Genomic DNA, 18,847 nt, shown 5'->3' with positions numbered 1-18,847 from the left:
ACGGGGTGCGGAACTCCGTCAGAACCGAACGCGCGCCTCGGAGACCGCGCCGCCCGCGGAATCGACTGAGTTCCGCACCGGCCCGGGTCCCCGTGAGCCCTCGACGAAGCCGCGCGCCTTCGACGGAGCGACGCCGCTCAGCGGGCCAGGGGCACCTCGATCAGCTGCGGTCCTCCGACCTCCGCGGCGAGCGCGTGCTCCAGCTCGGCGACGGTGCCGACGCGCACGTGGGTCCATCCGTAGGCGGCGGCGAGGGGACCGAGCGCGACGGACTGCGGCGTGTAGAACGCGCGGTCGAGATCGACCGACGGGGCCGAGGCGGCGACCTCGAGGCCGTCGAAGATCGTGCCGCCGCCGTCGTTGCCGACGATCACCTGCACCCGCGGCGCCGGCTCATCGGCCGGGAGGAGGAGGGATCCTACGTCGTGCAGGAGCGACAGGTCGCCGAGCAGCACGCGCACCGTGCCGGGGGCGCCCCCTGCCTGCGCGGCGAGGGCGATGCCGATGCCCGTGCCGGTCGTGCCGTCGATGCCGGCGAGCCCGCGGTTGGCGTGCACGCGCGCCTCGGCGCCGTCGAGCAGCTGGTCCGCCACGCGCACGATCCGCGACGAGCCGAACAGCAGCCGGTCGGCGGGGCCGGTCGCCGCCCACACCGCCCGCACGAGGGCGGGCCGGTCCAGGGGTACGTCGGCCGAGGAGCCCGCATCGGGATCCGCCGCCCCGCCGCCGACCGCCGTCGGTGCCGTCCATGCCGCGAGCCATTCCGCGTCCGCCGGTCCCGGCTCGACCTCGATCGCCCGCGCGTCGACCGCGGTGCCCGACAGATTCAGCCGCTCGCCGCCTCGGCGCACCGCGGTGATCTCGAGGTCGGTGCGGCGCAGCAGGGCCGCGACCTCGCGACTGAGCGTCGGATGCCCGAGTACGACGACCCGCTGGATCCGGTCGGCGAGCGGGGCGTCGCGCAGGCGCTCCCGATACGCGGGCACGAGCTGCGGCCCGAAACGGGCTCCGCTGACCACCTCGGCGATCAGCGGCCACCCGCCCTCGCGGGCGAGGCGCTCGGCGTCGGGGCCGGCATCGGCGCCCGCCACGACCAGGGTCCGCCCGCCGGCGGCGATCCGCATCGGCTCCGCCCCGGCGGGGCGCGGCAGCGGGCCGGCGCTCGCCGACAGCGGATCCGGGAGCGTGCCGGAGAGCGGCTCCCGCACCGGCAGGTTCAAGTGCACGGGACCGGCGACGCCGTCGAGTCCCTCCCCCGCGGCTCCGAGGGCGACGGTCACGGCCTCCTCCGCGAGTGCGGCGTACACGGCGGGATCCGCATCGCCGGGCACGGGCGCGTCCACGCTCAGCCGCGCCCACGGGCGGAACATCCCCGGCTGGACCGTGGCCTGGTTCGCGCCGACGCCGCGCAGCTCCGGCGGTCGGTCGGCGGTGAGCAGGATCAGCGGGACCCCGGAGTGGAACGCCTCCATCGCCGCGGGCAGGTACCCCGCCGCCGCGGTCCCGGAAGTGCAGATCACGGCCGCGGGAGCGCCGGACTCACGACCGATCCCGAGGGCGGTGAACCCCGCCACCCGCTCGTCGATCCGCACGTGCACGCGGAGCGATCCGGAGCGCGCCAGGGCGGCGGCGGCGAGCGCGAGCGCCTGAGACCGGGAGCCCGGCGAGAGCACGATGTCGCGGACGCCGTGCTCCACGAGCGTCGTCAGCAGCCGCACGGCCGCGTCGGCGGCAGGAGCGTGCGAGGGCGCCGTCACGGGCGCGGGCCGGCCGAATCGGTGTCGCCGCGATCGTCGAGGCGGGAGAGCTCGTCCTGGAGCTCCTTGATGAGCCGCTCCTGCTCGGCCGCGCTGATGCGACGGGCCGGATTCGCCCGGGCCGGATCCGCGTCGTCGAGCGGCAGGTACCGCTCCTCGTCGGCGGTGCGCCCACGACGGGTGCGCCCGATCGTGAACCAGAGCAGTCCGCCGATCACCGGGATGAGAACGACGATCGCGATCCACACGCCCTTGGGCACGCCGCGGTGACGGCTCGCCGGCTGCACGACGCAGTCGACGATGCTGAACACCCAGAAGACCGCGGCCAGAAAACCGCCGATCACGAGGAAACGTGCCACGGTTCCAGTCTAGGTCGTGTCCCGGCCCGGCGGCCTGCGTGCGGCGAACGCCCGGCTGCCGCACATCCGATGGAGAAGCTCGGCATAGCGCCCTCACAGCGCGCGCCGAACGCGCCCTCCTAGACTGGGGTCGTGAAACTTCCTCCCCTTCTCGTGTACTCGGTGCTGCGCCTGCTGGCGTTCCTCGTGCCGCTGGGGATCCTGTGGTTCTTCTTCCCGATCTTCCGGGAGTTCTGGTGGCTCGCGGCCCTGTTCGCCGCGCTCATCGGGATCAGCGTCTCGCTGCTGTTCCTGCGCAGCCCGCTGTCGGACGCATCGAGGGCGATCTACGCCCGGCGCGAGTCGCGCCCCCCGAAGGCCGGATCCGCTCCGTCCGATGAGGACGTCGAGGACGCCGAGGAGCCCGCGGCCGACAGGCCGGAAGCGAACGGCACCGGCGACGCCGGATCCCGGCACGCGGCCTGACGCGACGCCGGATCCCGTCACGCGGCCTGACGCGACGCCGGATCCCGTCACGCGGCCGGGCCCGGCCCCGGCGCTCCCCGCACACACCGCGAGCGCAGCCTCGACCCGTCGTGTCCCGGCCGCCCGCAGACTCAGCCGCGGGCGAACGTCACGTGCACCACACCGCTCTCGGCGACCTCGCTGGTGACCGTGTAGCCGTCCTCGAGGCCGCGCAGGTCGGCCCAGAGGTTCTGCCCGCGACCGAGCAGGATCGGGGTGATGCCGACGTGCAGACGGTCGACGAGGCCGGCGGCCAGGAACGCGCGCACCGTGCTGGCCCCTCCCCCGATGCGCACGTCCGCGTCGCCGGCGGCCTCGGTCGCGAGCGCCAGCGCCTCGGCCGGCGGCGCGTCGAGGAAGTGGAACTCCGTGCCGTTGTCGAAGGAGATCGGCTCCCGGCCCGCGCTGTGCGTCAGGACGAAGACCGGGCAGCGGAACGGCGGCTCGTCGCCCCACCAGCCGCGCCAGTCCGCATCGTCGGGGAAGTCGTGGAGGCCGAACATCCCCGCACCCATGATCTCGGCGCCGATGTCCTCGAAGTACTCGGCGCCGTAGCGGTCGTCCACGCCCGTGGTCCCCGCGCCGGAGAGGTCGCCCAGCACGCGCTCCCGGAACGTGCGGGTGGCCGTGTAGGCCGCGACGAGGCGGCCCCAGTCGTCCCCGAAGGGGTTCTCCGGGGTCTGATCGGTGGTCGACGCGTACCCGTCGAGGGAGATGTTGAGGTCGGCGCGAACGGCCATGTGCCGGTCTCCTTGCTGAACGGGGACGAACGGGGTCTCAGGCGCGGTCCGGATTCGAATCCTTGCCGTCGAGCCAGAGCGTATCGCTGGCATCCCGGTGCGTGCCATCGGTTCCCACGTGCTTCGTGCTGATCGTCGGGCCCTTGGTGATCACGTGCACGATCGCCATGCCGTGTCCGCGTCCGAGGTCGTATTCGCTCTTGAGCCATTCGAGGATCGGGGCGGCCTTGGTGCCGGGGCCGAAGCCCTGCACCTCGGCGAGGTCCACGATCTGGCGCGGCGTGAGCCCGGTCTTGGTCTCGACGGCGTCGAGATATGCCTGGAACGACATGTTCTGCTCCTCTGCGGTTGTGGTCAGTCGACCACGGTCTGGATGATCACGGCCGAGGCGTGGATCCCGATCAGGCGCATGGTGCCCGATCCCACGTTCTCGAAGCGGTGGGGCACGAAGGCGGGCCCCGTCACGGTGTCGCCCGCGGTCGCGGTGATGATGCGGTCGCCGACGGTGAAGGCGACTTCGCCCTCGATCACGACCCAGGTCTCAGGGTAGGGGTGCCAGTGCAGCAGAGACCCCTGACCGGGCTGGTTGTCGACGTAGAAGTACGAGACGGCGGCGCCGTGCTCGGCGCCTTCGAATCGCCGTCCGTCGCCCGTGCCGAGGCGGATCTCCTCGGGCGTGATCACGGCGATCTCGGGTGCGATGATGCTCATGTCGTGCTCCTCTCGGTGGCGTGCTCCCACTCTCCCCGGGTTCGGATCCACGTCGTAGAGTTTCGATGTGGATCGAAACATGGAGGGCGTCGAGTGGGAGCACCACCGGGTCGACTTCCGCCTGAGCCCCGGCGACATCCAGGCCGTGCGGTTCGGCGTCTCGCCCGGCCATGAGCTCGCCCACGCCGTGCGCGTGCTGCTGCGCCCGGAGCACTATCCGCTCGCCTGGGGCTGGCTCAAGAGCGTGCGCGGGCGACTGCCCCGCCACGCGTTCGACGTGCTCGCGCCGGTGATCGGCGCCGACGGCTACATGCCCGACTTCGTCACGACCACCGCCCGTTGGGACCTGGGGCCCGACGACGAGCTCGCGGCGCTGCGGGAGGCCCCGCTCGCCGGCATGCGCGTGGACCTCGGCAAGATGATCGCGCGCTCCTCCGGCCGTCGCCAGGAGTCCCTGCGCCGCATGCAGGAGCACCCGGCGCGGGCGCGCGCGATCATCGCCGACGCCTGGGAGGAGGTCTGGGACTGCACGATGGCGCCGGTCTGGCCGCAGCTGGAGCGGATCCTGAGATCCGACATCGCCGTGCGGTCCCGCACGATCGCGACCGAGGGGCTCGCCGCCATGGCATCCGCCCTGCACCCCCAGGTCGGATGGGGCGACGGCTCCGTGCGCGTGCGGCTGCGACGGCATAGCGAGGACGTGGACTGCCGGGGCGGCGGCCTGGTGCTCGTCCCCTCCGTCATGTCGTCCTGGGGCTGCATGGTGCTCACCGAGCCGCCGGCCCAGCCGACGCTTTTCTACCCCGCGCACGGAGTGACGGCCGGCTGGGCGGCCGACACCGAGGACCGGGTGCGCGCCCTGGAGGCCCTCGTCGGGCCGGTGCGCGCGGGGATCCTGCTCGCCGCGCACGTGCCGCGGACCACGACCCAGGTGGCGGTGGGGGCGGGGATCGCGGTCTCCACCGCCTCCCACCACCTCACGGTGCTGCGCGATGCGGGCCTGATCGACAGCACCCGCGACGGCGCCCGGATGATGCACCTGCGCACGCCGCTGGGCGAGGCGCTCGTCGGCGCCGACCTGTGAGCCCGGGGCGGTCGTCCTCGCTTCCGCCGGTCAGCGCTCCCCGGTGAGCACGACGAGCTCCTGAGTCGCGCGGGTCATCGCCACGTAGCGGTCGACGGCGCCCTCGATCCCCTCGCCGAGGAGCTCCGGATCCACGAGCACGACGAGGTCGAACTCCAGGCCCTTCGCCGTCAGCGGCGTGCACAGGCGCACCCGCGGCTCGACGGCGCCCCGGGCGTCCCGGTACGGCCTGTCGTCGCCGATCACGCAGGCGATCCCCTCGGCGTGCGCCGCCAGCCACTCCGCGATGATCCGGTCGCGCTCCGCCGCGGACGCGTATCGCACCGGGATGCCGCTCGCGCGCACCGAGACGGGCACGTTGGCATCGGGCAGCGCGGCCCGGATGACGGGCTCGGCGGCCGCCATGACCTCCTCCGGCGTGCGGTAGTTGATGCGCAGCGACGCCTGGGCGACCCGGCGCAGGCCGATCCGGGCGAGGCGGTCGGCCCACGTCTCCCCGAACCCGTGCCGGGCCTGCGCGCGGTCGCCGACGATGGTCAGGCTGTGCGACGGCCCACGGCGCAGCAGCATGGCCCACTCCGCATCGCTGAGCTCCTGCGCCTCGTCGACGATCACGTGCGCGAAGGGGCCTGCGAGCGCATCCGGATCCCGGCGGGGCAGGGCCTCCTCGTCGAGGAGCATCTCGCGCACCCCGGCGCTGTCCTCGCCGAAGAAGAACCCGGTGATCGCGCTCTCCTTGTCGTCGTCGGCGGCCAGCAGCTCGTCCAGCACGCGCTCGCGATACTCCCGCTCCTCGGCGGTGACCGCCTCCTGGCGTCGACGCCGGCGCGCCCCCGCCGGATCGCCGATGAGCGCGCGCGCCTCGTCGAGGAGCGGGAGGTCCTGACGGGTCCAGGCGCGGGCGTCCTCGCGCCGCAGCGCCTCCCGCTCCGCGTCGCCGAGCCACGGCGCGCAGACGCGCAGGAAGGCGGGCACCGCCCACAGATCGGCGATGACGCCCACCGGATCCAGCACGGGCCAGGCCGCGACGAACGCCCGCTGCAGCGCCGTGTTCTGCCGCAGCGACCGGTCCAGGGCCCGCGCGGGCAGGTCCTCGTCGGCGTGGTCCTCGACGAGCGCTCCGATCAGCGCGTCCCACACCTCGTCGCGGGCGTCGTTGTGCGCGGTGCCCGGTGCCGGCGCGTCGAACGCCTCGGCCCACGCATCCGGTTCGATGACCACGTCCCGCCAGGGCGTCTCCACGAGCAGCGGATCGCGGGGCGCCTGCTCGTGGTACCGCACCGCGGCGGCCACCGCATCGAGCAGACGCGAGCCGGACTTGAGCGAGCGGCAGAGCGGGTCGGGCTCCTCCGCCATGCGGTCGCCGTCGCGTCCCTCGGGCACCATGTCGGGCACGGTGCACACCCGCACGCTGTCCTCGCCGAGGCTCGGCAGCACATCCTCGACGTAGGCGAGATAGGGACGGTGCGGGCCGACGAAGAGGATCCCCCCGTGGCTGAGCCGCTGCTCGGCGTGCATGAGATAGGCGGCGCGGTGCAGCGCGACCACGGTCTTGCCGGTGCCCGGTCCGCCGTCGACGACGAGGGCGTCCCGCGACGACGCGCGGATGATCGCGTCCTGGTCGGCCTGGATGGTGGCGAGCACGTCGCGCATCCGCGGCGAGCGCGAGGCGCCGAGGCTCGCGATGAAGGCGGACTGGTCGTCGAGCGCCGCCGCGGCGTCCCCCGCCCCGTCCGCGGACGGGTCGAAGACCTCGTCCCAGTAGTCGGTGATGCGTCGCTCGTTCCCGGGGCCGGAGCTCCAGCGGTAGCGACGACGGCTGACCAGCCCCGCCGGGTCGGCGTGGGTGGCGGCGAAGAAGGGCTCGGCGGCGGGCGCCCGCCAGTCGACGAGCAGCCGGTGCCCGGCGGCATCCGACAGCCCGATGCGTCCGATGTAGACCCGCTCGGCGGGCCGCTCGCCGGATCCGGCGACGACCATCCGCCCGAGGCAGAGGTCGACGCCGAATCGGCGCAGCAGCTGCAGCCGCGACGTGGTGCGGTGGATCTCGAGGTCGCGGTCGAGAGCCTCCTGGCCGAGCCGCGCGTGGGTGGCCCGCAGGCGGGTGAGGCGATCCTCGAGCGCGGCGATCTCCTCCGCGAGCCGTCCGCGGACGGCGGCGAGGTGGGCGTCGTCCGCGGCGATGAGCGCGGGGGCGGACTTGCGGGCGAGCACGGGCGGGAGGGCGAAGACCGACCGGGTGTCCGGCGGCTGCGGGGCGCGGGACGACGGGGCGACGGCGAAGGGCTGGTCGGGGTGGGTTTCAGGGCGCACGGATCCTCCGATTCCAGGGCGAAGCCACCCAGTCTGCCCCGGCGGGGGGCCCTTGCCGCAAGCCCCACCCCGGGCGGTATCCTGGAAGTGCAGGGAGCGGTCCGCCAGGATCCGCTCCCGTCGCATTTTCTGCCGCTTTCCCGTCACCTGAGCGACATCTTCCGCGACGGGAGCTTTCGGAGGGCGCGGCTACGATCGAAGGACGCCCTCGGAAGGATCCTCATGTCCCACGCCGCCCACGCCCGTACGCACGTCGAGGATCTGGCCGACTTCGTCAGCGCCTCTCCCTCCAGCTACCACGCGGCGGAGGAGGTCGCCCGGCGCCTCGAGGGCCAGGGCTTCACCCGGCTCGACGAGACCGAGGCCTGGCCCGCGCAGCCCGGCGGCCGGTTCGTGATCGTGCGCGACGGCGCGGCGATCGCCTGGGTCGTGCCGCCGGAGGCCACGGCGACCACCCCGGTGCACGTGCTCGGCGCGCACACCGACTCCCCCGGCTTCAAGCTCAAGCCCCGTCCGACGACCGGATCCCGCGGCTGGCTGCAGGCCGCCGTCGAGGTCTACGGCGGACCGCTGCTGAACTCGTGGCTCGACCGCGAGCTGCGCCTCGCCGGCCGCCTCGCCCTCGCCGACGGCCGGGTCGTGCTCGCCGCGACCGGACCGCTGCTGCGCCTGCCGCAGCTCGCGATCCACCTCGACCGCGGCGTCAACAACGGCCTCGCGCTGGACAAGCAGGTCGAGACCCAGCCCGTCTGGGGCCTGGGCGACCCGGAGTCGGCGGACATCCTCGGAGAGCTCGCCGACACGGCGGGGGTGGATCCGCGCGAGATCCGCGGCTTCGACGTCGTCACCGCCGACAGCGCCCGCGGTGCGGTGTTCGGCAAGGACGACGCGTTCTTCGCGAGCGGACGACTCGACGACCTCGCCTCGGTGCACGCGGGGGTCGTGGCGCTGGGCGAGATCGCCGCGCACGACGAGCCGCGGGCGATCGCGGTGCTGGCCGCCTTCGACCACGAGGAGCTCGGATCCGGATCCCGCTCCGGGGCCGCCGGCCCCATCCTGGAGGATGTGCTGGAGCGCATCTACGCCGGGCTCGGTGCCGACGCCGTCGATGTGCACCGCGCGTACGCCGCCTCCTGGTGCCTGTCCAGCGATGTCGGGCACTCGGTGCACCCGAACTACGCCGGCAGGCACGACCCGGTCGTGCAGCCGGTGCTGGGATCCGGTCCGATCCTGAAGATCAACGCGAACCAGCGCTACGCGACCGATGCGGTGGGCGCGGCCGCGTGGCACCGCTGGTGCGACGCCGCCGGTGTGGTGACCCAGGAGTTCGTCTCGAACAACGACGTGCCCTGCGGATCCACGATCGGACCGATCACCGCCACCCGGCTGGGGATCCGCACGGTCGACGTGGGCATCCCGATCCTGTCGATGCACTCCGCCCGCGAGCTCGCCGGTGTGAGCGACCTGCACGACCTCACCGCCGTCGCCAAGGCCTTCTTCGCAGGCTGAGCCGGCTCTTGCCCGGGTCCGCCTTCAACCCGCAGGACGGATCCACTCCTGAAGGATGAACCTTCGCGATTCGTCCTCTGGAAGTGGATCCGTCCTGCGGAATTGCTCGGGGAGGCCGATCGCGGAACCACCCCCGCCGCGACTCAGCGCATCGTGTCCAGGATCCCGACGAGGTCCTCGAAGGTCGTCAGCGGGTTCAGGATCGCGAAGCGCGTGTTGACCCGGCCGGCGTGCGAACTCGGCACGACCAGGGCGCGCTGCGACTGCAGCAGCTCGTCCGACCAGCGGTCGTAGTCGGCGCGCTCCCAGCCCTCGCGCTCGAACACGACCACCGAGAGCTCGGGGTCGCGCACCAGGCGCAGCTCTGGGCGGGAGGCGATCTCATCGGCGATCCGCCGGGTCAGCGCGAGCGTCGAGCTCACGGCCTCCCGGTACGCCGCCACGCCGTAGGTCGCGAGCGAGAACCACAGCGGCAGTCCGCGCGGGCGCCGGGTGAGCTGGATCGAGTAGTCCGAGGGGCTGAACTCATCCGTGTCGGTGAGGGTGTCCAGGTACTCCGCGTGCTGCGTGTGCGCCAGACGGCCGTCGGCCGGATCCCGGTACAGCAGCGCGCAGCAGTCGAAGGGCGCGTACAGCCACTTGTGCGGATCCACGACGAGCGAGTCGCACCGCTCGACGCCGGCGAACCACGCCCTGGCCTCCGGCGCCAGCATGGCGGTCAGCCCGTATGCACCGTCGATGTGCAGCCAGAACTCGAACTCGTCCTTGAGCGCCGCGATGCCGGCGATGTCGTCGAGGATGCCGAAGTTGGTGGATCCGGCGGTCGCCACGACCGCGAACACCGCGTCCCCGTGCTCCTCCAGGGCGGCGCGCACCTCGTCGGCGTGCAGCTTGCCGTCGGCGCCCGCGGGCACCGCGATCACGTCGACGTCCATGATCTTCGCGGCCGACTTGTTCGAGGAGTGCGCCTCCAGGCTGCAGACCAGCTTCCACCGTGCGGGCCGGGACGTGCCGGCCGCGTCGAGACGCCGTCCGGCCTTGTCGCGCGCCGCGGCGAGCGCCGAGAGGTTGCCGATCGTGCCGCCCTGCACGAAGACGCCGCCCGCGGTCTCGGGCAGCCCGAACTCGGCGGCGAGCCACGAGAGCACCTCGTTCTCCGCGTGCACCGCTCCGGCGCCCTCGAGCCAGCTGCCCCCGTAGAGCCCCGAGGCCGAGACGACGAGGTCGAACGCCATGGCCGCCACGGTCGGCGCGTTGGGGATGAAGGAGAGGTAGTTGGGGTGGCTCGTGGTGAGGCAGGCCGGGGCGAGGATGTGCTCGAAGACGCTGAGCGCGCGCTGCCCGCCGAGTCCGGCGTCGGTGATCGTCGCGCCCACGAGGCGTCGCAGTTCGGCTTCGGGCTGCGGTTTGTCCAGCGGCACATCGGTGGCGAGCATCCGGCGGCGGGAGTAGTCGAGCACGGCGTCGACGATCGCGGCGGATTCGGGCGAGGCGGCATGCATGCGCGCGGCGTCCATGGCGGATCCTTCCGACCCGGAAGCCTACGGGCGCCCGGTCACGAGCAGAGATGCCGCGCCGGATCAACGGGTCGGCGTTATCGTACCGCCTCGCCGCGTCGGACGGCGATCGGGTTCTCGAGGAACTCCGGCTGCGCCGAACGGGGCGTCGGCACGACGAAGACCGCCCCGAAAACCGCCGGGATCCGCCTCCGTCGCCCTCCTGCCTGCCAGGATGTTGCCATGTCCGCAGAGCGCAGCACCGGAGCCGGCACCCTCATCGAGAGCCGGGGCATCGAGATCGTCCCCGAATCGGAGCGCACCGCGCGGCCCCGCGACCTGTTCTGGCCGTGGTTCGCCGCGAACGTGTCGGTGTTCGGCATGTCCTACGGCTCGTTCCTGCTCGGCTTCGGCATCTCGCTCTGGCAGGCGACGGTCGTCGCGATCATCGGCATCGTGGTGTCCTTCGCACTGTGCGGGCTCATCGCGATCGCCGGAAAGCGCGGATCCGCGCCGACCATGGTGCTGTCGCGGGCCGCGTTCGGCGTGCAGGGGCAGAAGATCCCCGGCATCGTGTCGTGGCTCACCTCGATCGGCTGGGAGACGTCGCTCACCATCACCGCCGTGCTCGCGACCACCACGGTGCTGCACCGGCTCGGCTGGGTGGGCGAGAGCGGCGACGTCGCCGTGAACATCATCGCGACGATCCTCGTGGCCGCTCTCATCGTCGGCGCATCGGTGCTCGGCTACCACACGATCATGCGGCTCCAGTCGGTGCTCACCTGGCTGACCGGCGCGTTCACGGTGCTGTTCCTGATCCTGACGTTCTCGAGCATCCACTGGGACAAGGCCTTCTCGCACCCGGACGGCACCCTCGCCCAGACCATCGGAGCGCTCGTCATGGTGATGACCGGCTTCGGGCTCGGCTGGATCAACATCGCCGCCGACTGGTCCCGCTATCAGAAGCGCACCGCGTCGGACACGCAGATCGTCGCCTGGAACACGATCGGCGGATCCGTCGCCCCGATCGTGCTGGTGTTCTTCGGTCTCCTCCTCGCCGGTTCGGACGACAAGCTCGGCGCCGCCGTCGCGGCCGATCCGATCGGGGCGCTCGCCTCGCTGCTCCCGGACTGGGCGCTGTTCCCGTTCCTCATCGTCGCGATCCTCACGCTGGTCTCGGGCGCGGTGCTCGGCATCTACTCGTCGGGTCTCACCCTGCTCAGCCTCGGGATCCGGATCCCGAGGCCGGCCGCAGCGGCGGTCGACGGCGTGATCCTCACCATCGGCACGATCGTCGTGGTGTTCTTCGCGCAGAACTTCCTGGGCCCCTTCCAGTCATTCCTCATCACGCTCGGCGTGCCGATGGCCGCGTGGGCCGGGATCCTCATCGCCGACATCCTCCGCCGCCGCAAGGACTACGACGAGGCGGCGCTGTTCGACCCGAACGGGCGCTACGGCGCCTGGGACGTCCTCTCGATCGCCACGCTCGTCGTGGCATCGATCATCGGCTGGGGCTTCGTGATCAACGGGTTCGCCGACGCGGCGCCGTGGAACAACTGGCAGGGGTACTTCCTCGGCCTCATCGGCGGCAAGGACGGCGACTGGGCCTACGCCAACCTCGGCGTCTTCTTCGCTCTCGTGCTCGGATTCGTCGTCACCTGGTTCGCCCGGGCGGGCAGGATCCGCCGTCAGGAGCAGGCGTGACGGATGCGGCCGACCCCCCGGGGTCGTTGAGCGAGGACGCCGGAGGCGACCGAGACGAAACGGCGCGCCGCGCGGAACCCGCCGAGCTGCCCTGGCTGGTGGCGATCGACCCGCAGAACATCTTCGCGGCCCCGGACTCGGCATGGGGCTCGCCGATGTTCCCCGCGGCGCTCGAGAACATCCGGCGACTCGCGGCGGCCGCCGGCGGACGCGTGCTCGTCACCCGCTGGCTGCCCACCGCCGACCGGAGCACCGCCTGGGGGGACTACTTCGCGGAATGGCCGTTCGCCGACCGTCCGGCCGACGACCCGCTCTTCGATCTCGTGCCCGGGGCGCGGGAGCTCTCGCCGCACCCGACGCTCGACTTGCCGACGTTCGGCAAGTGGGGTGCGGCGATCGGGCAGATCCTCGGATCCGCTCCGATCGTGCTGACCGGGGTCTCGACCGACTGCTGCGTCGTCTCCACGGCACTGGCCGCCGCGGACGCGGGTGCTCGCGTGACGATCGCCGCGGATGCCTGCGCGGGATCCACTGCCGAGAACCACGCCGCAGCGCTCACGGTCATGGGGCTCTATCCGCCGCAGCTGACGGTGTCCGACACGGCGACGGCCCTGCGGATCCTGCACCCGTGACGCCTCCCGCCCGCTGAGCGACGTCCGCACCGAAAGAGGCGGAGGCTACCCGAGGACGGCCGCGACCGTGCGCCGCGCCAGCGCCGCCCGGTCCTCGGGCGCCCACTTCACCAGCGAGTGCGCGTTCATGCCGTCGACCGTGGCGAGCAGCAGCCACGCCGCCCCCTCCGCGTGCGCGGCGGAGATCTCGCCCGCCGCGATCCCTTCGGCGACGATCGCCTCGAGGTCGCGCTGCCAGCCGTCCATCTCCCGGCGCACCCGGGCGGCGAGCTCGTCGTTGCGCGCGCCGTCGGCCCAGGCCTGCACCCAGACCAGGGTCACGTCATCGCGTTCGCCGTCGAGGAGGGTCTCCACGATGCGCGTGATGCGCCCCCGCAGGCCGGAGATCGCGCGCCCGGCCGCGACGACTTCCACCCGCTCGGCCTCGACGATCGCGCCGAACACGTCGGCCACGAACGCGTCCATGCTCGGGCGGTAGTGGGCGACCAGCGCCGGCGTCACCCCGGCCGCGGCGGCCACGGTGCGCACGGTGAGCCCGGCGATCCCGTTCTGCCGGGCGAGGGCGATCGCCGCGTCGAGGATCGCGCGCTCCCGCTGCTCCGGCGGCATCCGCTTCGGCCGAGGGGTTGACGAGGTGCTCATGAGGCTATACCGTATCGCTAGTTGGTCACTTGTTCAATAAGTGCCGCGAACCGATCCGAGGAGCACCGATGCCCTGGCAGATGCCCAGCGAGACCGCCCGCCACGACCGCGTCTGGATGGCCTTCCCCGCCGAAGGCGAGACTCTGGGCGACACCGACGCCCTGCGCGAGGAGGGCTACGCGACCTGGACCGCGGTCGCCCACGCCGTCAGCGCGTTCACCCCGGTGACGATCCTCGTGGACCCGAGCGAGCTCAGCCGCGCGCGCCGCATGCTGTCGAGCGACATCACGATCCTCGAGGCGGGCGTCGACGAGTTCTGGATGCGCGACTCCGGCCCGACCTTCGTCGTCGACGCCGACCGCCCCGGCGTCCTCGGCGCCGTCGACTGGGTGTTCAACGGCTGGGGCGCGAACTCCTGGGCGTCGTGGACGAAGTCCGGCGAGCACGCGCGGATCATCGCGGAGCAGGTCGGCGCCGAACTGGTCTCGTCCACGCTCGTCAACGAGGGCGGCGGCATCCACGTCGACGGCGAGGGAACCGTGCTGCTCACCGAGACGGTGCAGCTCGACCCCCGCCGCAACCCCTACCTCGACCGCCGGCGCGTGGAGGCGGAGATGCTCCGCACGATCGGCGCCACCAAGGCCGTCTGGCTGCCCCGCGGACTCACCCGCGACTATGACGAGTTCGGCACGAACGGACACGTCGACATCGTCGCCGCGATCACCTCGCCCGGTCGCATCCTCCTGCACGCGCAGCAGGATCCTGCCCACCCCGACTTCGAGGTGTCGGCCGCGCTGCGCACGCACCTCGCCGCCGAGACCGATGCCGCCGGCCGCCCGTTCGAGATCATCGACCTGCCTGCGCCGGCGACCCTCCGAGATGCGGAGGGCTTCGTCGACTGGAGCTACGTCAACCACCTCGTCACGAACGACGGCGTCATCGCCTGCGGGTTCGGCGACGACACCGCGGACGCGCGCGCCCGGGAGATCCTCGCCGACGCCTACCCCGGTCGCCGCGTCGTCACCGTCGACGCCCGCCCCCTGTTCGACCGCGGCGGCGGCATCCACTGCATCACCCAGCAGCAGCCGACGCTCACCGCCTGACCCGCTCACCCCTCGTCCTCTCCGCCCGTCCGCATCGACCGGCCGCCCGCACGACCGGCGCCTCGATGCGGACAGGCGGTAACGCACCCGAAGGATCCGCCCATGTTCGATGTCGTCGAGACCCCCATCGCCCGCCTGCGCGCCGCCCTCGAGGCCGGCGAGACCACGTCGGTCGAACTGGTCGACGCCTATCTCGCGCGCATCGACGCCTACGACGGCCCGGACACGGCGACCGCGCTGAACTCGGTCGTCGTGCGCAACCCGGAGGCGCGCGCCGAGGCCGAGGCCTCCGACGCCCGCCGCGCCCGCGGCGAGGTCCTGGGACCGCTCGACGGGATCCCGTACACGGCCAAGGACAGCTACCTCGTGCGCGGCCTGACCGCGGCCGCCGGATCCCCCGCGTTCGCCGAGCTCGTCGCCCAGCGCGACGCGTTCACGATCGAGCGGCTGCGCGCGGGCGGTGCGATCTGCCTCGGTCTCACGAACATGCCCCCGATGGCGAACGGCGGCATGCAGCGCGGCGTCTACGGCCGCGCGGAGAGCCCGTACAACGCCGACTGGCTGACCAGCGCGTTCGGGTCGGGCTCGTCGAACGGCTCCGGCACCGCGACCGCGGCGTCCTTCGGGGCCTTCGGCCTGGGCGAGGAGACCTGGTCCAGCGGGCGTGCCCCCGCGTCCCACAATGCGCTCGTCGCCTACTGCCCGAGCCGCGGGGTCATCTCGGTCCGCGGCAACTGGCCGCTCGTGCCGACCCAGGACGTCGTCGTGCCGCACGCGCGCTCGGTCGCCGATCTGCTCGAGATCCTCGACGTCGTCGTCGCCGACGACCACACCACGCGCGGCGACTTCTGGCGGGCGCAACCGTGGGTGCCGCTGCCGGCGGCATCCGAGGTGCGACCCGACTCCTATGTCGCACTCGAGCCCGCGGATCTCCGCGGCGTCCGGTTCGGCGTCCCGAAGATGTACATCAACGCGGATCCCGACGCGGGCACCGGCACCGGCATCGGCGGCCCGACCGGTCGGCGCGTGGAGACCCGCGAGACGGTCATGGAGCTCTGGCGCGCGGCCCGCGCCGCGCTGGAGGCGGCCGGAGCGGAGATCGTCGAGGTCGACTTCCCTGCCGTCACCAATTACGAGGGGGACCGCACCGGCGCGCCGACGATCGCGACCCGCGGGATCGTGCCGCCTGCGTTCCTGCGCAGCGAGGTCATCGAGCTCTGCGCCTGGGGCTGGGACGACTTCCTCGGCGCCAACGGCGACCCGGCGCTGAACACGCTGGCCCAGGTCGACGGGGCGGAGATCTTCCCGGCTCCCCCGGGCGCCCTGCCCGACCGCTACACCGGTTTCGATGACGACATCAACGAGCTGCCCGACCTGTTCCGGGCGAACCCGGTGACCGATCTGACCGCGATCCCGCACATGGAGGCGGGCCTGCGCGGCCTGGAGGAGACCCGTCGCGTCGACCTCGAGCAGTGGATGGATGAGCTCGGCCTGGACGCCGTGCTCTACCCGGCGATGGCCGACATCGGCCCGGCGGACATGGACGTGAACCCGGCCTCCGCCGACCAGGGCTGGCGCAACGGCGTCTGGGTCGCGAACGGCAACATCGTGCCGCGGCACCTCGGCATCCCCTCGGTGACCGTGCCGATGGGCACGCTGTCGGACATCGCGATGCCCGTGGGCCTGACCATCTCCGGTCGCGCCTACGACGACACCCGGTTGCTGCAGCTCGCCGCCGCTTTCGAGGCGACCGGCGACCGCCGCACGACTCCTCCGCGCACACCCCGCCTCTGAGGCGCCGCGGCGGTGCCCGAGAGCGCCGGGAGGCGACCGCGCTATCGTGAGCGCATGGACTCCGCTCCCCTGCGCACCCTCGTCGAGACCGTGCGCCGGGAAGGACGGGGGGTGCTGGCGACCACCGCGCCGGACGGCGCTCCCGAGGCCGCGCTCGTGGGTGTCGCCGTCCTCGACGACGGCACCCTGATCGTGAACGCGCCCTCGTCGGCGCGCAAGGTCGCGCACCTGCGCCGTGAGCCGCGCGCGGCCCTCGTCATCGGCGCAGGACCCGTGCGCAGTCTTCAGGTCGAGGGACGCACCCAGCTGCTCGAGGGAGACGACCGGAGCGCGCTCGGCGCCGCCTACGACGCGCAGTTCCCCGGCTCGCGCTCGCTCGCCGAGGGCTTCGTCGTCATCGCGATCCGGCCCGAGTGGATGCGCGACTACGACATCGACCGGGATCCCCGCACGATCGAGACGACCCTCATCACGCGCTGATCCGGCCCTCGCGTTCGACGGGTGTCACGCCCCATGTTTCGGCACGTTTCACGCCCGCTTCCGCCTCGACACGCCCGGACGTAGCCTGATCGGACCGATCCTGTGAGGAGAACACCGTGACCACGCCCCGCGCTCAGCTCTCGCCCGTTCCGGCGCGACAGGCTGTGGCGTGCATGTGCGACCACGGCGACGTCTGCTCCTCCTTCGCCCCAGGGCACGCGCTGCACCTCATCCAGGCGCGTCTCGCGGCGGCCACGGCTGCCGGCTGGACCGACGCCCTGGTGACCGACGTCGACCGCGCAGCGGGTACCCTTCGGGTCACGACGCTCGACGGCGAGGCGCTGTCGCTGTGGAACGCCGGCGGCGCGGCTCTCGAGGTCGAGCCGGGGCAGCCCGTGGCGGTGCACACCCGCTGGGATGTGCTCGCGATCGGCGCGCTGCGCTACAACGTCGCCCGCGTCTGACCGCCTCCGCCCACACGGCGCCGACCCGCGGAGCGGGCGACGACACGGCGCCACCCGCTCCCGGGGCTCAGGCCTCGAGCTCACGCAGGAAGCCCTGCACATGCTCCTGGAGACGGAGGATCCGCTGCGTCCTTGCCGCTTCGCGGTCATAACCCTCATACGCCAGTGCCGGGAGTCGGCGCACGTTCGCAGAGCATCCGAAGTTGGCGCAGATCAGCACGCCGAGCGTGTTCCCCTGCCGCCCCGACGGCCCTGCCTTGCGCGCCGCGAAGAACTGCACGTCGTTGCGGAGCGTGACGTCCTCGCACCAGGAGCACTGGGCTCGGGCGAGCGTGCGCTGCTCGGCCTGCTGCAGCAGCACGGACATCGAACTGCCATCATCCCGCTGCGCGACGATGTACGCGCGCCGGGGCATCTTGGGATCCGACCACCCCAGGTAATCGAGAACCGAGAAGTCGGTCTCGCCGAAGCCGGGCGGCAGGGTCAGGGAGGAAGCCTCCTTGCGGGAGGCGTTGCGGAAGGAAGCGCGGATGGCGCGCTCGTCGATGGGAAGCATGTCGTGCTCTCTGTGAGATGTCGTTACGCCTGCCGGGCAGGCGCGGAGGTCGGCTGCGGATCGCAACCGGAGAAAGGACCCGCGGATCTCCTCACGCGGGCGCGACGAACGCGCCGGTGAGGGACCTCACCGGCGGGGCGTCAGCCTCTGCCACCGGCGCGGAAAGCGCCGGTGACCTCCTTCGACACCGCACGGGCGTCATGAACGACGAGCATGCTCTGATCCTACGGCACCCCTGATCACAGGGAGCCGAAAGGACCCGGCCTCACGCCGCGATCATCGAGTCGCGCATGGCCATGCAGGCGTCCATGCACGCCTTGCACGCGGCCGCGCACATCCGGCAGACCTCGCTGTGCGCCTCGTGCTGCATGCACATGTCCATGCAGAGCTGGCACATCGCCATGCAGGCGTCCAGCATCGACATCATGACCGCCGGGGTCATCCCCTGCATGCGCATCATCGACCGCATCATCGTGTTGCACATGTCGGCGCAGTTCATACAGGCCGGCGAGCAGTCCATCATCTGCGTCGAGCACACCGTGCAGGCCTGCTCGCACGCCGAACACGCATCCATGCAGGCCTGCATGAGCGACATGTCCATCGCCTCCATGCCGGGCATCATGTCCATGCTCTTCATCGAGTCCATCATCATCGCGTCCATCACGAGCTCCTTCGTCCACCGGGAAGGCGGGCGAACCACCCGTCTGACGACAGGGTAGCCCCGTCATGCCGCGACGTCGATGCCTGGCGGGCGGAGAGTGCCGGCGCCCCGCCCGGGCGGGCGCGGGCACGCGAATCCCGCCGCGCAGCGGCGGAGGTCGCGGGCCTGCGCCCGCACGAAAAAAGGCCGCCCGTGAGGGCGGCCTTGAATCGATCAGACCCAGAAATGCAGAAAGGCCACCCTGCGTTGGGTGGCCTTTCTGTTAAAGGAAGTCCGGCGGTGTCCTACTCTCCCACAGGGTCCCCCCTGCAGTACCATCGGCGCTGTGAGGCTTAGCT

The 18,847-nt window shown here is 72.4% G+C and carries 19 protein-coding genes; 9 read left to right on the top strand and 10 right to left on the bottom strand.

All coding sequences use genetic code 11. The features are described 5' to 3' along the window. Positions 1-137 precede the first annotated feature (137 nt). Both menD and J8G10_RS12905 read right to left on the bottom strand, forming a co-directional pair. Positions 138-1,757, bottom strand: coding sequence for a 2-succinyl-5-enolpyruvyl-6-hydroxy-3-cyclohexene-1-carboxylic-acid synthase (menD, locus tag J8G10_RS12910; RefSeq protein ID WP_251445481.1), 1,620 nt, complete (start codon positions 1,755-1,757; stop codon positions 138-140). Beyond that, on the bottom strand, positions 1,754-2,116 hold the full coding sequence (locus tag J8G10_RS12905; RefSeq protein WP_251445478.1) for a PLD nuclease N-terminal domain-containing protein: 363 nt from the start codon (positions 2,114-2,116) through the stop codon (positions 1,754-1,756). The genes menD and J8G10_RS12905 overlap by 4 nt, the downstream gene beginning before the upstream one ends. A 132-nt stretch (positions 2,117-2,248) precedes the next feature. Here J8G10_RS12905 and J8G10_RS12900 point away from each other — a divergent pair, with 132 nt between their 5' ends. Then, positions 2,249-2,581: a DUF4229 domain-containing protein gene (locus J8G10_RS12900; RefSeq protein WP_251445475.1), complete on the top strand. Its 333-nt coding sequence runs from the start codon at positions 2,249-2,251 to the stop codon at positions 2,579-2,581. Positions 2,582-2,712: 131 nt separating this feature from the next. Here the strand turns inward: J8G10_RS12900 and J8G10_RS12895 are convergent, their stop codons facing one another. The 3 genes from J8G10_RS12895 to J8G10_RS12885 are packed head-to-tail and all read right to left on the bottom strand — an operon-like array spanning position 2,713 to position 4,071. Then, positions 2,713-3,360 carry a dihydrofolate reductase family protein gene (locus J8G10_RS12895; RefSeq protein WP_251445472.1) on the bottom strand — a complete coding sequence of 216 codons (648 nt, stop codon included), beginning with the start codon at positions 3,358-3,360 and terminating at the stop codon, positions 2,713-2,715. A 37-nt stretch (positions 3,361-3,397) separates the two neighbouring features. Continuing rightward, positions 3,398-3,691, bottom strand: coding sequence for a DUF4287 domain-containing protein (locus J8G10_RS12890; RefSeq protein ID WP_251445469.1), 294 nt, complete (start codon positions 3,689-3,691; stop codon positions 3,398-3,400). A gap of 23 nt (positions 3,692-3,714) precedes the next feature. Then, positions 3,715-4,071 (bottom strand): cupin domain-containing protein, encoded by a 357-nt coding sequence (locus tag J8G10_RS12885; RefSeq protein ID WP_251445466.1) that lies wholly within the window; start codon positions 4,069-4,071, stop codon positions 3,715-3,717. Between the two features lie 67 nt (positions 4,072-4,138). On the opposite strand from J8G10_RS12885, the gene J8G10_RS12880 reads away from it, so the two are divergent. Next, positions 4,139-5,155, top strand: a complete 1,017-nt coding sequence (locus J8G10_RS12880) for a DUF5937 family protein (RefSeq protein ID WP_251445464.1) — start codon at positions 4,139-4,141, stop codon at positions 5,153-5,155. 30 nt (positions 5,156-5,185) lie between these two features. Here J8G10_RS12880 and helR read toward each other — a convergent pair whose 3' ends face one another. Next, positions 5,186-7,468 (bottom strand): RNA polymerase recycling motor ATPase HelR, encoded by a 2,283-nt coding sequence (helR, locus tag J8G10_RS12875; protein ID WP_308220700.1) that lies wholly within the window; start codon positions 7,466-7,468, stop codon positions 5,186-5,188. 222 nt (positions 7,469-7,690) lie between these two features. Between helR and J8G10_RS12870 the strand changes: the two genes are divergently transcribed. After that, entirely contained in the window at positions 7,691-8,977 is a 1,287-nt protein-coding gene (locus tag J8G10_RS12870) for a M18 family aminopeptidase (protein WP_251445461.1), read from the top strand. Positions 8,978-9,120: 143 nt separating this feature from the next. Here J8G10_RS12870 and J8G10_RS12865 read toward each other — a convergent pair whose 3' ends face one another. Then, on the bottom strand, positions 9,121-10,494 hold the full coding sequence (locus tag J8G10_RS12865; RefSeq protein ID WP_251445458.1) for a pyridoxal-dependent decarboxylase: 1,374 nt from the start codon (positions 10,492-10,494) through the stop codon (positions 9,121-9,123). A 222-nt stretch (positions 10,495-10,716) separates the two neighbouring features. Here J8G10_RS12865 and J8G10_RS12860 point away from each other — a divergent pair, with 222 nt between their 5' ends. After that, positions 10,717-12,177, top strand: coding sequence for a cytosine permease (locus tag J8G10_RS12860; protein WP_251445455.1), 1,461 nt, complete (start codon positions 10,717-10,719; stop codon positions 12,175-12,177). Between the two features lie 98 nt (positions 12,178-12,275). Continuing rightward, positions 12,276-12,809, top strand: coding sequence for a cysteine hydrolase family protein (locus J8G10_RS12855; RefSeq protein ID WP_251446544.1), 534 nt, complete (start codon positions 12,276-12,278; stop codon positions 12,807-12,809). A gap of 45 nt (positions 12,810-12,854) precedes the next feature. On the opposite strand, the gene J8G10_RS12850 is transcribed toward J8G10_RS12855, so the two are convergent. After that, entirely contained in the window at positions 12,855-13,451 is a 597-nt protein-coding gene (locus J8G10_RS12850; protein WP_251445451.1) for a TetR/AcrR family transcriptional regulator, read from the bottom strand. 68 nt (positions 13,452-13,519) lie between these two features. Between J8G10_RS12850 and J8G10_RS12845 the strand changes: the two genes are divergently transcribed. The 4 genes from J8G10_RS12845 (at position 13,520) to J8G10_RS12830 (ending at position 17,292) form a co-directional block, all read left to right on the top strand. Continuing rightward, a complete protein-coding gene (locus tag J8G10_RS12845) occupies positions 13,520-14,554 on the top strand; it encodes an agmatine/peptidylarginine deiminase (RefSeq protein WP_251445448.1) in 1,035 nt (344 codons plus the stop codon). 102 nt (positions 14,555-14,656) lie between these two features. After that, on the top strand, positions 14,657-16,348 hold the full coding sequence (locus J8G10_RS12840) for an amidase (protein ID WP_251445445.1): 1,692 nt from the start codon (positions 14,657-14,659) through the stop codon (positions 16,346-16,348). A 54-nt stretch (positions 16,349-16,402) separates the two neighbouring features. Further along, complete coding sequence (locus tag J8G10_RS12835) at positions 16,403-16,828, top strand: pyridoxamine 5'-phosphate oxidase family protein (RefSeq protein WP_251445442.1); 426 nt, start codon at positions 16,403-16,405, stop codon at positions 16,826-16,828. A 116-nt stretch (positions 16,829-16,944) separates the two neighbouring features. Beyond that, positions 16,945-17,292 (top strand): hypothetical protein, encoded by a 348-nt coding sequence (locus tag J8G10_RS12830; protein ID WP_251445439.1) that lies wholly within the window; start codon positions 16,945-16,947, stop codon positions 17,290-17,292. 67 nt (positions 17,293-17,359) lie between these two features. On the opposite strand, the gene J8G10_RS12825 is transcribed toward J8G10_RS12830, so the two are convergent. Together J8G10_RS12825 and J8G10_RS12820 are read right to left on the bottom strand one after the other, a co-directional pair. Next, complete coding sequence (locus J8G10_RS12825) at positions 17,360-17,848, bottom strand: FBP domain-containing protein (protein WP_251445436.1); 489 nt, start codon at positions 17,846-17,848, stop codon at positions 17,360-17,362. A gap of 265 nt (positions 17,849-18,113) precedes the next feature. Then, complete coding sequence (locus J8G10_RS12820) at positions 18,114-18,509, bottom strand: hypothetical protein (protein ID WP_251445433.1); 396 nt, start codon at positions 18,507-18,509, stop codon at positions 18,114-18,116. Positions 18,510-18,847: the final 338 nt, after the last annotated feature.

It is taken from the genome of Microbacterium sp. USTB-Y (assembly GCF_023703415.1).
Classification (GTDB): domain Bacteria; phylum Actinomycetota; class Actinomycetes; order Actinomycetales; family Microbacteriaceae; genus Microbacterium.
Note: the sequence above shows the minus strand (reverse complement) of the source record. Positions and strands in the feature narration are given on the sequence as shown.

What these genes read in the sequence shown, in the direction of transcription:
- J8G10_RS12865 (WP_251445458.1), bottom strand. Translation starts at nt 10,494, where the DNA reads ATGGACGCCGCGCGCATGCATGCCGCCTCGCCCGAATCCGCCGCGATC.
- J8G10_RS12885 (WP_251445466.1), bottom strand. Translation starts at nt 4,071, where the DNA reads ATGAGCATCATCGCACCCGAGATCGCCGTGATCACGCCCGAGGAGATC.
- J8G10_RS12850 (WP_251445451.1), bottom strand. Translation starts at nt 13,451, where the DNA reads ATGAGCACCTCGTCAACCCCTCGGCCGAAGCGGATGCCGCCGGAGCAG.
- J8G10_RS12860 (WP_251445455.1), top strand. Translation starts at nt 10,717, where the DNA reads ATGTCCGCAGAGCGCAGCACCGGAGCCGGCACCCTCATCGAGAGCCGG.
- J8G10_RS12890 (WP_251445469.1), bottom strand. Translation starts at nt 3,691, where the DNA reads ATGTCGTTCCAGGCATATCTCGACGCCGTCGAGACCAAGACCGGGCTC.
- J8G10_RS12820 (WP_251445433.1), bottom strand. Translation starts at nt 18,509, where the DNA reads ATGGACGCGATGATGATGGACTCGATGAAGAGCATGGACATGATGCCC.
- J8G10_RS12835 (WP_251445442.1), top strand. Translation starts at nt 16,403, where the DNA reads ATGGACTCCGCTCCCCTGCGCACCCTCGTCGAGACCGTGCGCCGGGAA.
- J8G10_RS12845 (WP_251445448.1), top strand. Translation starts at nt 13,520, where the DNA reads ATGCCCTGGCAGATGCCCAGCGAGACCGCCCGCCACGACCGCGTCTGG.
- J8G10_RS12840 (WP_251445445.1), top strand. Translation starts at nt 14,657, where the DNA reads ATGTTCGATGTCGTCGAGACCCCCATCGCCCGCCTGCGCGCCGCCCTC.
- J8G10_RS12825 (WP_251445436.1), bottom strand. Translation starts at nt 17,848, where the DNA reads ATGCTTCCCATCGACGAGCGCGCCATCCGCGCTTCCTTCCGCAACGCC.
- J8G10_RS12870 (WP_251445461.1), top strand. Translation starts at nt 7,691, where the DNA reads ATGTCCCACGCCGCCCACGCCCGTACGCACGTCGAGGATCTGGCCGAC.
- J8G10_RS12895 (WP_251445472.1), bottom strand. Translation starts at nt 3,360, where the DNA reads ATGGCCGTTCGCGCCGACCTCAACATCTCCCTCGACGGGTACGCGTCG.